Source organism: Bacillus sp. BB51/4, assembly GCF_008368845.1.
In the GTDB taxonomy this organism is placed as follows: domain Bacteria; phylum Bacillota; class Bacilli; order Bacillales; family Bacillaceae_G; genus Bacillus_A; species Bacillus_A wiedmannii.
In genome coordinates this window covers 171,451-185,795 of the sequence record NZ_QOSC01000013.1, presented here as the reverse complement: position 1 = coordinate 185,795, position 14,345 = coordinate 171,451, and the positions used below count along the sequence as shown (strand labels likewise).

Below are 14,345 nucleotides of genomic sequence, written 5' to 3'. Positions count from 1 at the left end.
CGTTTTGGTGTTTTTTTTTTTCCCGTTCCGCCTCCTGGGTTTCCTCCTGGATCTGTTCCCGTTCCGCCTCCTGGGTTTCCTCCTGGATCTGTTCCCGTTCCGCCTCCTGGGTTTCCTCCTGGATCTGTTCCCGTTCCGCCTCCTAGGTTTCCTCCTGGATCTGTTCCCGTTCCGCCTTCAGAGGTTCCTCCATTATCATTGTTACCTTGTTCTGTTTTTTGAATAATAGGCGTTTTAGCATTGTGTACTAACGGCATTATGCCATACTGTGATTTATGAACCACATTTTCCACCTTGCTATTTTCCGTTTGTGTTCCTTTATCCTCTTTATTAGGTTCTTCTTTTTCAGAACTAGTTTCTTTTTTATGAGTCCCGCTCAATTCCCACTGCCACGTTACAGGAGAGAAAACATCTATATTGATGTTTGGATCTTTTAACTTTACATGCAAGCTAATCTTTATATCCCCTTCATTACGAGGAGCTATTGTAATTTCTCCTGCTTCGCTTTGAAGAAAGTCACTTGTACGATCCACACCATCAATATGTAACGCTTCTGTACTTCCATCTAGTTTAAATTCTTCTGGAATATTTATCTTCAAAGTTTGTGAAGATTCCATTTTAATTACTTTCGCAGTATCACTAAATGTAATTCCCTCTGTATAAAGTTTATCCTTTACTTCTTTAATAGCGCTTCCTAAAGATATTTTATTTACAGGATCATAATAAAAATTATTTTCTTTATTATATTTTTTTGTAAATTGAATTACATTTTGCAGTTGTAATTTCGTTGTATCTGGCAAATCACTTTGACCGATTTCTTCCATGTTTAAACTCGGTAATTTCGCAATTAAATTTTCGATTTGTTTCTTTATTCGAACATCTGGTTGCTTCATTAATGTATTTATAAAGATTTCTTGCTTTCCATCATTCGACATAGATTGCTTTAACTTTTTAATTACCGTCTCTTGAATATCACTTTCTAACTTTCCTGCAAGTTCTGTATCATATTCTGACACTTGTTTTTTTACATCTGTTAAATACTTTTGAATTGTTGAAGCATCAGCTAAAATATTAGGATCTTTCTCTGAAAGCGTAAACTGATTTGCGATAATTTTATTCGCAGATTCTAATGCACTTAACTGTTTTAAAACATCGCCTGAATTCATATCACTCATATACTGATTAAATTGATTTGTAAAATTATTCGCTAACAGATTATTATCCGTTTGTATTTTTTGAAAGTTATTAAATCCTTCTAAATACGTATTATTAGATTTATTCCCTTCATCTAAAGCTTGTCCAAACCCTTTTAAAACATCTTGGAATCCTTTAAAACTATTAACAGAAATACCAGTGTAATCTTGTACCGTTTTAAATTGGTTTGTGTAATTTGCCAACGGGCTATGTACATCTTTTTTATACATAGTCGTTTGATTGGTCCCTTTTTCAATTATTTTACCTATATTATCTTGTGCACCTTGCAACTTACCGATAACACTTGCAAAATAAACATCGATGATTTGCTTATTAAAATCTTCTAGAATAGCAGAAGCTGTATTTTCTGCCTCAGCTTTCAAATCTTTATTCCCAGTTGCATTTACTTTATAATTTAAAGTTAATTTCTCTGGAAGTTCTGAATCAATTGCAACAGCCTTTCTAGAAAAATCGTTAGGTATTACAATCATCATATTGTAATTATTATTTTTCAAACCACTTTCTGCTACACCACGACTTACTACGTACCATTCTTGTTTCGTATTTTTATTTACATTTTTAACAAATTGATCTCCAAACGCTATTTTATTACCTTCAAATACAGTACCTTGATCTTCATTTACCAATGCAACTGTCATTTTTTGCGTAGCATTCTCATTTGCTTTCTTAACATTTTGATTTAACGCTAAATAGGAGACCCCTGTTGATAACACAAGAGCTAAAATAATAAACAACAAGATGCTCCACTTGAACTTTTTCACTACTTATCACTCCTGCGACTGCGAGTCTATTAAGTTAAAGACTTCGTATCTTACTCTAGTTTTAAAGTAATTTAGCCATACAACGTATGGTTGCATGGCTAAATTATATAGTTCTTTTTATCTGTCTTATTGTAGACCGAAATTACGAGAAAGATCTTCGTCATGTCTTGCAACAGCTTCTGCAGTTTTATTAAGCTGCATATTAATTTCTTGTAATAACTCTGCGAAGTTTTGTACTTTTGGCTTTAATTGATTGAACTGTTGATCAAAACCTTCGAAAGCACGACCTTCCCATTCTCCTCTTAATTCATTTTGTAAGTTTTGTAGTTGACGTAAAATGTCCTCAATTTGATTTGCACCTTGTCCATATCGAGTCGCTTTCGATTTAAGCTCCTCTGGTGACATGCGAATTTGTCCTGCCATGAGTAAATCCCCCTTAAAATTTAAAAATAGTAAAATTAACCAATAATCAATTCTACAAATTGATTATATCAATAATTTAAAAATTTCTAAACAAAAAAATGATATTTTTCCAAATTTTATCTTTTACTATAATAACATTATATTATATAATACTAATTTATTTGTTTTTAAGCATACTCTATAAATTTAAAGAAAATCTTTTATTTTATGTATCTTTAAGAACTTATCCATTTTTAATTTCAGCAATAAAGTGTTCACTAAATCATTATTTTGTCCTATCTCATTTATGTAAGTTGATTCTATTTGTAATGCCGGATACACCATTTGCAAATACGCAACATATTCTCTTTCTCTTTTTATTTTTCTCACTTCAAAGTCATAATTACCTGTCTTTCAACAAAACCAAACTCTTCATACATCTCTTTCGCAAAATTCCCAGCAAATACATTCAAACGAATTTCTGAATAATTCTTTTGTAATTCCTTAATACCAGCCCACATTAACTTTCTTGACAACCCTTTTCCGCGGTACTCTGGAAAAACATACAATTCGTATATAAACCCTAGTTTTTCATGAGAAAAATAGTCCGTATTTTCCCCTATTAATATCCATCCCATTACATTGTTTTCTTCTTTAACGACTAAATAATATGCTCCCCTTTCTACAATCGGCCTTGTAATTTCAATCGCTTTCTCTGTACTTAAGTGACAATTCCCTCTTGTCCCTTCAAAAAGCGATTGAGCTGCATATTGTATTATTTCGTCCGTTTCTTCCCGATTTGCCTTTTCTATCATTTTTCACAACTCTCCTCTTTAATAGGCATTACTATCGCTCGTTCAAGTTCCTCCGACTCAATTACAATTGCCATCAATCCCTTTTCCGTACTCGTTTCATGAGATTCGTCCTTCTCCCAAAACACAGCTTGTCCCGCTTCCACCTTCACTTTTTCTTTATCTGCTCCGCATACATATCCTTCTCCGTCCACAATAAGAAGCAGCTGTGATACAACTGCTTCATGATATCCAATTATTCCATTCTCTCGTAAATGCATAGCACCGATATGTACATTTCCTTTATAGTTTAATATTTTTGACATTATGAAATTAGATTGAAATGCTGAGATTTTCTTTCCCACTTTTTCACTAAAATCAAAAATTTTCATTACTAATCCTCCCTATACGTATAAAACCATCCTTACTGTCTGCATCATATGTCCTTCAAAATCTTCTTCAAATTCCTCTAATTGTGCAAAACCTTTCGCTTCATAAAAACGTTTTCCTTTTTCATTCGCTGCTTCTACATGAATGTATAGTTTTCGAATTCCTTTTAATTCCGTTAACCCTTTTTGTAATAAAGCACTTCCTACCCCTTTCCCTTGCTGATCTGGTAACAAATAAATCGCTCCTAATTCTGCTTCGTTTTGCAATCTAACAGGTGAAAAATTCGCAAAGCCAATTACTTCTCCCTCTTCTTCCGCAACAAATAAATGTGTATTTTCAAGACGATATTTCATTTTTTCATCAGAATAGGCCTCGTCTAAAAATCTGTCTTGAATCTCTCTCGGAATAATGCTTTCGTATGTATCATGCCAAGCAACTTTCGCTACTGATTGTACCGCATGGATATCTTCTTGCTTCATTTCTCTAATTACATATGTCATCTCGTTGTCTCCATTCTCTTAAAATTATATTCTGCTAATATACTAGAAGAAATGGCAGAACCATTTTCATAATTCACCTTAATTAATTTTAATTTCTCAATTGAAGCTGTTGCATAATCAAATTTTTCATAAATATATTCCATTGCAATTAAAAACTGATTTGCATGTAACTTATTTGCAATCGTACAATGCGGAACCCATTTTCCTGGCACATAATATGAATTTAAATTATCATGAAAAATTTTAAAATTATCATGATAATAATGATGAAGTTTTAACAATTCATCTGTAATGGTCGGTGCTAAAAAGATCGTTCCATTAGTAGGAAAAGTTCCAACAGAAGGAAAATTTATTGCAGCCATATTTTCTTGAACAGCTACAAACTCCTCTAGTTTCTTAGTATATAAGTTAACATCTACCTCATTGTAATCAGCTAATGTAATATGAGGTTCTACTCCTGCTAATTGATTTGTGCCAATGATATTTGTTATTTCATTTTGCAATTCTATAATTTTATTAGTAAACACACGATCAAATGTAGCAATAATAGCGTACATACTTCCTCACCCCTTCGTTACATATAACGCTTCCCATTCTTCACGAATCATTCCCATTCGAATAGAATCATAGTACGTTCCGTTATAATAACGGCATTTGCGCATTCTACCTTCTAAACTCATTCCTATTTTCTCAGCTACTTTCATCATTCGTTCATTACCAGACCAAGTCGTGATTCCTACTCTACCAATCTCCATCTCTTCAAATAGTAAATCTCGATATAATGTTAACGCCTCTGTACCATAACCACCATTCCAGTAATTTGGATTATAAATAACAAGCCCCATCTCTAACCAACGCGTCGGTTTATATTCCCAATAAAACCCGATTGTCCCTATAATTTGACCGTTATTTTCTATAATTAAATTGGATAGAGGTTCCTCTTTTAAACGAGTTTTCATCTTCTCTTTATAAGACGAGTATTCTTGCATTGAAAACGGAAAATACGGTGCATCCCATTTTTTCCATTCTGGATTTTCTTCTTTAAATACGAGATCCCATAATGTTTTTATATCTGATTCTTCAATTGTACGAATTGTAACTTTATCCCCTTTTAATATTACGCTTTTCATAATTTCCTCCTACAATCCTCTTTATTTCATATATAATTATAATGTTTTTTCAGAAAAATCAAAACAAATATCATTTATTATATTGTATAATTTTGTTATAAGATACCAATTATTCATGTGGAAAGCTGGTGATTCAATGAATAATCGATTTAGTATTACTTTATTTCTCACTATTATTACAACAAATATTATTCTCTATTTCTTCTTACCATTACGTATTGTTACGAAATGGGACTTCAATGGAACGCCTACATCAACAATGGATAAAAGCACTTTTGTTATCGTAAATATAATTATATGTACCTTCTTATTCTTTTTATTTTTAGCTTTATCTAAAGCAGCGAGTAACCAGAAATTTCTCCTTTGGATTGGCAACACAATTTTACTATTTTTATTTTTTGTCGATATTGTCATTGCTCTCATCGCTCTTGGCTTCACTCTTCCTCTTGATCATTTAATATTTTTAGCATTAGGGCTTTTGTTTATAGTAATAGGCTATTTCAGTTCCAAAATTGATACGAGTAAATCAACGGTTTCATTGGAATGGAATGATAAACACCTTGAAAAAAGAGCTTCAAATATTTGTAGTATTTCAATGGTAATAGCAGGTATTTTCCTAGCCGGGCTTCCATTGATCGTTCCTGTTCCGTATAGAGGTTATGCTATAATCGCAATTATTTTAGGAATGACGCTTGTCATTTTACCGAGTACGATTTACTTACTTATGAAAGACAGCAAGCAATCTACTCATTTAAAAAGGTAATAAAAAAATAGGAGGCTCCATACCTCCTATTTCATCTTTTCTATCTCAACTAAAATACCTTTCTCTATCCAGCCTTCTACTCCATCTCTTTTAACTAAATCATATCCCGAGCAGCTGTTATCAATGAGAGAAACAATGTCCCCTATGCTTACGCTTATTTGTGCACAAGAAATATCAGTTTTCACTGTGTATTCACCTGAATCAAGTTGCCTAATATATTCATTTTTCACAGAGAGTAATGTATTCGTTTCCTTTTGCTTACACATTGTGTAATCTTGCATCTTCTCTAGCGGCTCTATGTAATAGTACGGATATGTTACCCCGCCCTGCATTGTTGCATCAGCATGAAAATCTGCTATTACTTCATACTCTGGAAAATAGTCTACATATGTATAAGAAAACGTATCACCTGTTAGCTTCCTCTGAATGATAAATGCGTTTAATTGCCCTGCCTCTTTAATCGCATTTCCCCCATCAATTGCAATAATCTTTTTCTCCTGATCAATAACTGGATTGTTAGATGGGGCCTCATCAGAATAGTTCACAACAGGCCAATGACCGACAACTACATACTTATTTGATCTATGTGATTTATTGAAAAACTCCGGCATTGCTATCGCATTTTTTCGTTCTGTTTCTTTCCAATCCTCTCTATCTTCAAGGCCAGCATGTACAAAGATATAATCTTCTGTTTCAATCGCTGTTGGCAATTCTGTTAGCCACTTTATTTCTTTTGAAAAATGGCCCATCAATATGTTTTTCACTTCACGAATATCACTTTCTTCATTAACGGTAACGTTCAATTGCCCTAGCCACTCATTAAAAATTGTATTCTTTCGCGTACACAAATAATGTATTAGCGCAGGGTTTTCATTTACAAGTGCTTCAACTACAACTTCACAATTCCCTTCTATTACATAAACATTTGGCTTACTAACTACTAGATCCATCACATAGTTTACGACGCCAATACTATTTCTTCCTTTCTCACAAAGATCACCATTAATAATTAAATAATCCTCATCTTTAAAATTAACTTTATGTAGTAGTTCTTTAAAAAGATCTAATTCCCCATGAATATCAGAAATAATGATGACTCTTACATCATTTGGTATCGATAATTTCTTTATTTTTTCCAAATATAAACGCCCCTAACATTCTCCAAATTCAACATTTCCTTGTTAAATTCTAATATTCGACAAATTATATTACTAGACCTGTTCCTAGCTCAAATCTGGAAAAGAAAATAGGTTCCATATATTTTCACACACGGAACCTACTTAGTATTATAACTCTTTATAAAAAGAATAGCTTACTTTATCATAGCCCTCTCTTTCATAAAAACGATGTGCATCCATTCTCGGAAACGCAGATGTAAGAACGATAGAGCTGCACCCTTTTTCTTTCCCCCATTTTTCTACATATGACAGCAGAACTTTACCATATCCTTTTGATCTGTGAGCTTCTGCCGTTACAAGGTCATACACGAAAACATGTTTCTCATTATAAAAGTTCGTACAAATCGCTACACCGGCTAGACTCACAACTTCTTCATCTTCATCCCGTAACGAGAGTAGTTTATAATTTTCTTCTTTCATTTTTTGAAATAAAGAACTCGCTTCTTCTCTTGAAAGTTTCGTTCGTAATTGCTGTAATACGGGCAATACATCATGTAAATCCTCTTCTGTTACTACTGCTTTAATATTCATTATGATTCTCCCCTTACTATTTATAAAATTTTCTAAATGTTATATCATCATTATAGAAAGCCACTGTCCTTAGCTTAAGTGACAGTTTTATTCTTTTTTATAAGGCCAGTATGAAAAGGAGCGTCTACGAATGGATCTGACTATCCCATTAGTATTACAAAGTAAAACACCCCTTTACTTACAAATTTATGAATATATGAAACGTGAAATCTCTCATGGATCACTACGTGCCGGTACACGCCTTCCTTCTCACAGAAATTTAGCTATGCAACTTAATGTGAGCCGTATTACAGTGGAATCTGCTTATCAACAATTACTAGCTGAAGGGTATGTAGAAAGCAAACCGAAACGTGGGATTTTTGTTGCAGAAGTTAATATTGATGTCATTCAAAAGAAACAGCAAATTGCGTCAAACAGTGCTAACAATAAAGAAAACGAACAATATGATTATGATTGTAGTCAAGGACTTATTGATCAAAAAGCTTTTCCGATAACAAACTGGAAAAGAGCAATCCACGAAACTTTATTTCAGTATGAAAATGAATTATTTGCTAAGGAAGATCCACAAGGTGAGCTCATTCTACGAGAACATATTTCAAAGTATTTATATCATGCTCGCGGGGTACATTCTTCACCTGATCAAATTATTATCGGAGCAGGTACGCAGCCTCTTCTTTGGCTACTACTTCAGCTGCTTGGTTCAAAAAAGGAATTCGGAATCGAAAACCCTGGATTTCACCGTATTCCTGCTATGATTCAAAGTTCTGGTCTTACCGTTCACCCCATCCCTTTAGATGATAAAGGAATTCATATTTCCGCTTTACGTGAATCGGGTTGCAATGTAGCGTATGTCACTCCATCTCACCAATTTCCACTTGGAATCATTATGCCATTATCTAGAAGACTCGAGTTATTACAATGGGCGAATGATTGTAAGGGCTATATTATTGAAGATGATTACGACGGGGAATTCCGTTATATAGGAAAACCTATTCCTTCTTTACAAGGACTAGATGCAAATGAACGTGTTATTTATATGGGAACTTTCTCGAAATCTTTTTTACCTTCTTTACGAATGGGATATATTGTTTTACCACCTCATCTGTTAAGAGCCTATGAAGAGCTTGGTGGTATGTTTAAACAAACTGTTTCTACGTTGCAGCAACTTACCTTTGCCACGTTTATTCAAAATGGTGATTGGGAACGTCATATTAACCGAAGTCGGACGTTATATAAAAGAAAACATATTTCTTTAATTAAATCTATTACAAACGAGATGGGAAATAACGTTCATATACTCGGTGAACAATCCGGACTTCATATTGTACTTCACGTTCATAACGGGATGAATGAACAAGAACTTATTCATGCAGCCGCAAAAGAACGTATTAAGTTATACCCTCTCTCCACATACGATTCTGTTCATAATGTAATGGATGAGTCGTATGTATTGCTCGGTTTTGGCAGTATTCCAGAGGATCGTATCGAAACCGTTGTCCAATTACTGAAAAAGGCCTGGTTCGCTAAATAAAAATAGCTCCACGCAAGTTATACTTACGTGGAGCTATTTTCATTCACTATTTTTCTGATCTCGCAGTCCTTCCCGGACGCTTAACACCAGTTGTTTCTGTTGAATAGGAAGCTTCAATGATAGCAGTTGGATCTACAGAGAGAACGAGATCTTTCATTTTCGGATAAATGAAACGGTTTGTAATACAATAAATGATTCTCTTATGTTCTCCTAAAAAACCACCTTCTCCATGTAGATACGTAACGGATAATTGCAATTCTTTCATAAGTAGATCGCCTATTTCTTTATTTTTACCAGAAATAATCATAACGCTCTTTCCTTGATTAATACCATCTAATATGAAATCAATCATCTTCGTAACAATATAGAAAATTGCTAATGAGAACATCGCTTGTTCAATTGAAAATAAAATGGCAACAAAAATGAAAATAACCGCATTTACAGCAAGTAAAAATGTACTAATCGGCACTTTAAAATGTTTATTCATCCACACAGCTAACATTTCTGATCCATCAATTGCTCCGCCCATTTTTACTACAATCCCTACACCCACACCAAATAGAACTCCTCCATAAAGAACAATTAACAATTCAGAAGTTGTAATTGCTGGAAATGGTTTTAAATAAATCAATCCGAGTGTTGTAACAACATTTGCATAGGATGTACGGATGAAGAACTTCTTGCCCATTACTTTTGCAGTAAATAATAAAATCGGGATATTAATTCCTAAGAACACTCCATAAAGCGGCAATCCTGCAACTTTATTCGCCATAATAGCAATGGCCGTTACTCCGCCATCTACTAATCCATTAGGTGCTAAAATAAGTTCTAATGAACCCGCTACAATAATTGAGCCAATTGTTAATAATACGTATTCAAATACTTTCTTCATTCATTACCCCCAAAACTTATATATTTTCTTAGTATTATTTTAACGTAATTTTACTACTAATTCAAAGATATGAGTTTATATACACAAAAGTTTCACCTTTACAGTGATTTTTTATGTAATTTATTTATAGAAACACACTTACATATTACAGTAAGTGTGCTCCAAACATTTATTTAAGTTTTAAGTATGAATTCATCTTCATTTTAAATATTTCATCAACTGCCCTATTATACCCACCAGCATTTCGAAGTGACTCTCCAACTTTACGACTATTTTCCTTAAACGTCACATCATCTATAACTTTTTCTACAGTCTCACGTAACAATTCAGAAGTTAATTCTTTACGATTAAGCCTTATTCCAGCCCCTACTTCGGTCACTCGTTTCGCAACTAAAGGCTGATCTCCTGTTACCGGAATTACAACTAACGGGACACCGTAATATAATGCTTCACTCGAACTATTCATACCACCATGTGTCACGAATACATCAGCATACTGTAATACTTCTAATTGCGGCACATAATTATACAACTTAAAATTATTCGGAATGTTTTCAAATTGATTTATATTTATTTTCTTACCAACAACTAATACGACTGTCGCTTCTACATCTTTAAACGCTTCAAAACATTTTTCATATAGTTCAGGTTGTTCATTAAAAACTGTTCCCATAGAAATGAAAATCAATTTTTCATCTTTTAAATCTTCCATAGAAAAACTGTCTACTTCTTTTCGAGTAGCAATTGATGGGCCGACAAACTTATACGATTCATCGAATACATCTGAACGCGGCTGGTATTCTTTTGAAGTATATACAATAGTAATATCACCAGGATGATTCATAATGTCATACATACTATTACATTTCATTCCATACTGCCTATTCCATTTTTCCATTCCCGCTAAACAAGATTGATATAATGGATTCGTTTCATCTACTTGTCTTGATTCTTGTTCATCGTTAAAAGTAATGTACTGATTAAAAGCAAATGTTGTACAAGAAGAAACGCTAGGTAATTTTAAAACATTGGCTATAATACGTCCTACGGGAAAATGATTATCGTATATCAAGTAATCGTACTTTTCCCCTTTTGTTTCTTCTACAATTTGAGTCACAATACGCTCTGATGCCTCAATCATATGAGATAGCATCGTCAAAGGACTCCCACCTTCATTTACTCGTTCCATAATATTAATTTGAGAGAGGAAATTCTCAAACACTCGGAATTCTGCACCTGTTGCTTCAATCTTCTTTCTATAATCTTCAATACAATACGAAACAACTGTCTCCCCTCGCCGAATTAACTCACTTACAATAGCTAAAGTCGGATTTATATGACCTTCTCCAGGAAAATTTATTACGAGTACATTTGCCATCATATTCTCTCCTATCTAACAATATTAATAGTTAATTATATTAATTAATTTAAAACTATTATAAAGGAATCTATTCTACTTCTTCATATTTTTCACTTCATTTTATTATTGAGAAATATTTTTCATAACCTACATTATAACTCTTATAAAAGTATGCTTAACCTTTCATTTATTGAAAAATACGGGATTTACATTCAGGCATTTTTACAGATTTATCATCAGAAACATTATTTTGATAATTCATACAAAACTAGAAAAATATAATTTCCACACTGATTTCTCACTATAAATTTATTTAAGTTCTATGTTGTCCTTATCTTTATCCATTTGGAACATATTCTGTTATATAATGAATTTATAGAATTTACAGAAAAAAGGAGCAACTTCATGCTACAACAACTATTCACTTCACCTATTTTATCTATTCAAGCTTTACACCCAGGTTATGAAGACCATGCAAGCGATGTGTTTCTCGTCCGAACAGAAGATGCAGAAGTCATCGTTCGTTCTTCTAAAATGAATGAAGAGCCAAATAATGATTTTTGGTGGGGATGCAAAAACCTTTTTGGAATTGATCCACGGAACGTATATCATCTAGAAACTGTACATACATTGCTGCAAGAACATACTAATCTTCCTATCCCAGCAATATTAGAAAAACATATTTTAAATGGCCGTGAATTCGTTGTAGCCGAAAAGTTAGTAGGTAACACAGTTCAATCTTTTATCGGGCAACCAGATTCTATTTTATTCAGTCTAGGAAAAGGGCTTGCAGAAATACATACATTTAAAGCCGATTACATAGGAAATGTGTCAGGTTCCTTCCAAATTACACTAGATGAATTCCAATCACACATTTTAAATGTGAGTAAAGAGCTTGTGAATATGTTTTATTCCGATAATGAAAGCATACAAAATGCATTTCCTACTTTTGAATCACAACTTTCTTCCTTACCAGCACCAAAGGAATCAACGCTCGTTTTAATTGATATGGACCCTACTCAGTTTTTATCAGATGGTACAACTATTACGGGATTAGTAGATACAGAAGCCTATGCCGTTGCTCCCCGGGAGTTTGATTTTATCGGCTTAGAATATGTGTTTACAGAAAAAGAGGCACATGCTTTTAAACAAGGTTACGAAACCATTATGCCCCTTCCTCACCTTGCAGAATGTAGACCTCCCTATCGATATTTGTACCGGTTATTATCTGTTCAGGGCAGCGTGGAGTTAAAAAAGTGGCTTAGTCATCCATCCTATTTTTAAATACGAATGAGAGGGGTTATGAAATGAATATTGAACAAAAGAAATCTTTAATAACAAACGAAATTCAGCGCATGAAAGATTTAGCTCATATTTGTGGGCAACACGATCAAATTGATTACTCATCAGATTTACATATAAACTTTTTAACTGCTCGTACTAATGAAGAGATAAATGATTTCCTATTTTATGATAATACTCAATTAATCGGTGCATTAAGTATGTATGATTTTGAAAGACCGACAAAACTGGAGTTAATAGGGTTTGTTCATCCGAACTATAGGAAACAACATATAGGCACTACTCTTTTACAAACTGCAATGAAAGAAATACGAATCCGAAAGGCAGATGAAGCTCTTCTTATTATGAATGGGGATTCTGATTCTGGGAAAGAATTTGCAAGACATATGAAGTTACCTTATTTATATAGTGAATATAGTATGGAGTTCAAAGCAAAAGAAGTGCAAAAATCAACAAAGAATACTATACAGCTCACTCTTGCATCTTCAGGGTCACTTCTTGATCTTATTGAAATTTCCAGTAAAGCTTTTGGAGATTCAGCAAAAAATACCGCTACATGGTTACAAAAAATGATGAATTCCCCTTCCTATCAAGTTTACTGTGCTCTTATCGACGAAAAAGTGATAGGAACGATTACAGTTTCTGAGCAAGAACAATCTACTACACTATCAGGGTTCGCTGTTCATCCTTCTTATCAAGGTAAAGGATACGGAAAAGATATTCTTAGTTATATGGTACATACCCTTATTACAAAAGGAATTTCAACAATTGAATTAGACGTCGAAACGAAAAATAACCACGCTTTAAAACTATATACACAATGTGGTTTTGAAATGAAAAAGAAGCATAACTATTATAATGTAATGAATCTTGAGGTGAATACATATGTGTAAAAAACTAATTTATTCTGATTATGATATTTTTGCAGACATCTATAATAAACATTGGGGACATTTTGCTGAACACTCCTATCTACTTTTGGAAAAATTCGTTTTACAATATGCACCACCACATTCTCATATTTTAGATCTTTGCTGCGGGACTGGTCACCTTACTAAGAAATTAATTGATAATAATTTTGTAGTAACTGGTATAGATGGTTCTGCTCAAATGATTGAATACGCACGTCAAAACGCGCCAGACGCAACCTTTATCGTCGATGATGCTCGTTATTTCAATATAAATGAGCAATTTCACTATGTTATCTCTACTGGCGATAGCTTAAACCATATTTTAAAATTAGATGAATTAAAAAATGTTTTTCATAATGTTTACTCCGTATTACATAGCGAAGGTACATTCGTATTTGATATGAATATGGAGAAAGGTTTTCTTGAAAATTGGATTGCTTCATTTCATATTTCAGCGGAAGAATATGTATGTACAATTGATTCTACATATGATAACGAAAATAAAAAAGCAGAAATGAACTTTATACTATTTCAACATGACATAGATAATAATTGGACAAGAAGTGACTTTTCTTTTGAGGAAGCTTGTTATTCCAATGAAGAAATAATTTCTTCATTGGAATCTGTAGGTTTTAAGAACATTCAATTACACGGTACAAACAGAACATTTTTCATTTGTCAAAAATAA

General features: G+C 33.3%; 15 protein-coding genes and 1 pseudogene (1 of these 16 running past the window's edge). 5 read left to right on the top strand and 11 right to left on the bottom strand.

All coding sequences use genetic code 11. From position 1 onward, the window contains the following. From esaA to DN392_RS18135, 7 genes and pseudogenes are all read right to left on the bottom strand, one after another. A pseudogene (gene esaA, locus DN392_RS18170) lies at positions 1–1,976 on the bottom strand (type VII secretion protein EsaA); it reaches 1,647 nt to the left of the window's first position. Between the two features lie 126 nt (positions 1,977–2,102). Continuing rightward, positions 2,103–2,399 carry a WXG100 family type VII secretion target gene (locus tag DN392_RS18165; RefSeq protein ID WP_000918598.1) on the bottom strand — a complete coding sequence of 99 codons (297 nt, stop codon included), beginning with the start codon at positions 2,397–2,399 and terminating at the stop codon, positions 2,103–2,105. A gap of 365 nt (positions 2,400–2,764) precedes the next feature. Then, complete coding sequence (locus DN392_RS18155; RefSeq protein WP_064056306.1) at positions 2,765–3,193, bottom strand: GNAT family N-acetyltransferase; 429 nt, start codon at positions 3,191–3,193, stop codon at positions 2,765–2,767. Continuing rightward, positions 3,190–3,561, bottom strand: coding sequence for a cupin domain-containing protein (locus tag DN392_RS18150; RefSeq protein WP_000688085.1), 372 nt, complete (start codon positions 3,559–3,561; stop codon positions 3,190–3,192). The genes DN392_RS18155 and DN392_RS18150 overlap by 4 nt, the downstream gene beginning before the upstream one ends. A gap of 12 nt (positions 3,562–3,573) precedes the next feature. Next, positions 3,574–4,059, bottom strand: a complete 486-nt coding sequence (locus DN392_RS18145; protein ID WP_000222830.1) for a GNAT family N-acetyltransferase — start codon at positions 4,057–4,059, stop codon at positions 3,574–3,576. After that, entirely contained in the window at positions 4,056–4,616 is a 561-nt protein-coding gene (locus DN392_RS18140) for a 2'-5' RNA ligase family protein (RefSeq protein WP_061671855.1), read from the bottom strand. The genes DN392_RS18145 and DN392_RS18140 overlap by 4 nt, the downstream gene beginning before the upstream one ends. Before the next feature lie 6 nt (positions 4,617–4,622). After that, positions 4,623–5,189, bottom strand: a complete 567-nt coding sequence (locus DN392_RS18135) for a GNAT family N-acetyltransferase (protein ID WP_000843682.1) — start codon at positions 5,187–5,189, stop codon at positions 4,623–4,625. 136 nt (positions 5,190–5,325) lie between these two features. Between DN392_RS18135 and DN392_RS18130 the strand changes: the two genes are divergently transcribed. Next, positions 5,326–5,952 (top strand): DUF1648 domain-containing protein, encoded by a 627-nt coding sequence (locus DN392_RS18130; RefSeq protein WP_064449104.1) that lies wholly within the window; start codon positions 5,326–5,328, stop codon positions 5,950–5,952. A 26-nt stretch (positions 5,953–5,978) separates the two neighbouring features. Here the strand turns inward: DN392_RS18130 and DN392_RS18125 are convergent, their stop codons facing one another. Further along, positions 5,979–7,091, bottom strand: a complete 1,113-nt coding sequence (locus DN392_RS18125) for a metallophosphoesterase (protein WP_064449097.1) — start codon at positions 7,089–7,091, stop codon at positions 5,979–5,981. A gap of 147 nt (positions 7,092–7,238) precedes the next feature. Further along, the gene (locus DN392_RS18120; RefSeq protein WP_001021803.1) at positions 7,239–7,661 is read right to left on the bottom strand and encodes a GNAT family N-acetyltransferase; all 423 of its coding nucleotides are present in this window, start codon (positions 7,659–7,661) and stop codon (positions 7,239–7,241) included. A 130-nt stretch (positions 7,662–7,791) separates the two neighbouring features. Here DN392_RS18120 and pdxR point away from each other — a divergent pair, with 130 nt between their 5' ends. Beyond that, positions 7,792–9,192 carry a MocR-like pyridoxine biosynthesis transcription factor PdxR gene (gene pdxR / locus DN392_RS18115; RefSeq protein WP_000366308.1) on the top strand — a complete coding sequence of 467 codons (1,401 nt, stop codon included), beginning with the start codon at positions 7,792–7,794 and terminating at the stop codon, positions 9,190–9,192. 46 nt (positions 9,193–9,238) lie between these two features. Here the strand turns inward: pdxR and DN392_RS18110 are convergent, their stop codons facing one another. Then, complete coding sequence (locus tag DN392_RS18110; protein ID WP_000755133.1) at positions 9,239–10,084, bottom strand: YitT family protein; 846 nt, start codon at positions 10,082–10,084, stop codon at positions 9,239–9,241. 169 nt (positions 10,085–10,253) lie between these two features. After that, entirely contained in the window at positions 10,254–11,462 is a 1,209-nt protein-coding gene (locus DN392_RS18105) for a macrolide family glycosyltransferase (protein WP_000024481.1), read from the bottom strand. Positions 11,463–11,849: 387 nt separating this feature from the next. Here DN392_RS18105 and DN392_RS18100 point away from each other — a divergent pair, with 387 nt between their 5' ends. The 3 genes from DN392_RS18100 to DN392_RS18090 are packed head-to-tail and all read left to right on the top strand — an operon-like array spanning position 11,850 to position 14,345. After that, the gene (locus DN392_RS18100; protein WP_064056305.1) at positions 11,850–12,728 is read left to right on the top strand and encodes a hypothetical protein; all 879 of its coding nucleotides are present in this window, start codon (positions 11,850–11,852) and stop codon (positions 12,726–12,728) included. A 23-nt stretch (positions 12,729–12,751) separates the two neighbouring features. Beyond that, entirely contained in the window at positions 12,752–13,639 is an 888-nt protein-coding gene (locus DN392_RS18095; protein WP_001019656.1) for a GNAT family N-acetyltransferase, read from the top strand. Next, positions 13,632–14,345, top strand: a complete 714-nt coding sequence (locus tag DN392_RS18090) for a class I SAM-dependent methyltransferase (RefSeq protein ID WP_000335144.1) — start codon at positions 13,632–13,634, stop codon at positions 14,343–14,345. Before DN392_RS18095 ends, DN392_RS18090 begins: the two co-directional genes overlap by 8 nt.

What these genes read in the sequence shown, in the direction of transcription:
- DN392_RS18165 (WP_000918598.1), bottom strand. Translation starts at nt 2,399, where the DNA reads ATGGCAGGACAAATTCGCATGTCACCAGAGGAGCTTAAATCGAAAGCG.
- DN392_RS18155 (WP_064056306.1), bottom strand. Translation starts at nt 3,193, where the DNA reads ATGATAGAAAAGGCAAATCGGGAAGAAACGGACGAAATAATACAATAT.
- DN392_RS18150 (WP_000688085.1), bottom strand. Translation starts at nt 3,561, where the DNA reads ATGAAAATTTTTGATTTTAGTGAAAAAGTGGGAAAGAAAATCTCAGCA.
- DN392_RS18145 (WP_000222830.1), bottom strand. Translation starts at nt 4,059, where the DNA reads ATGACATATGTAATTAGAGAAATGAAGCAAGAAGATATCCATGCGGTA.
- DN392_RS18140 (WP_061671855.1), bottom strand. Translation starts at nt 4,616, where the DNA reads ATGTACGCTATTATTGCTACATTTGATCGTGTGTTTACTAATAAAATT.
- DN392_RS18135 (WP_000843682.1), bottom strand. Translation starts at nt 5,189, where the DNA reads ATGAAAAGCGTAATATTAAAAGGGGATAAAGTTACAATTCGTACAATT.
- DN392_RS18130 (WP_064449104.1), top strand. Translation starts at nt 5,326, where the DNA reads ATGAATAATCGATTTAGTATTACTTTATTTCTCACTATTATTACAACA.
- DN392_RS18120 (WP_001021803.1), bottom strand. Translation starts at nt 7,661, where the DNA reads ATGAATATTAAAGCAGTAGTAACAGAAGAGGATTTACATGATGTATTG.
- pdxR (WP_000366308.1), top strand. Translation starts at nt 7,792, where the DNA reads ATGGATCTGACTATCCCATTAGTATTACAAAGTAAAACACCCCTTTAC.
- DN392_RS18110 (WP_000755133.1), bottom strand. Translation starts at nt 10,084, where the DNA reads ATGAAGAAAGTATTTGAATACGTATTATTAACAATTGGCTCAATTATT.
- DN392_RS18105 (WP_000024481.1), bottom strand. Translation starts at nt 11,462, where the DNA reads ATGGCAAATGTACTCGTAATAAATTTTCCTGGAGAAGGTCATATAAAT.
- DN392_RS18100 (WP_064056305.1), top strand. Translation starts at nt 11,850, where the DNA reads ATGCTACAACAACTATTCACTTCACCTATTTTATCTATTCAAGCTTTA.
- DN392_RS18095 (WP_001019656.1), top strand. Translation starts at nt 12,752, where the DNA reads ATGAATATTGAACAAAAGAAATCTTTAATAACAAACGAAATTCAGCGC.
- DN392_RS18090 (WP_000335144.1), top strand. Translation starts at nt 13,632, where the DNA reads ATGTGTAAAAAACTAATTTATTCTGATTATGATATTTTTGCAGACATC.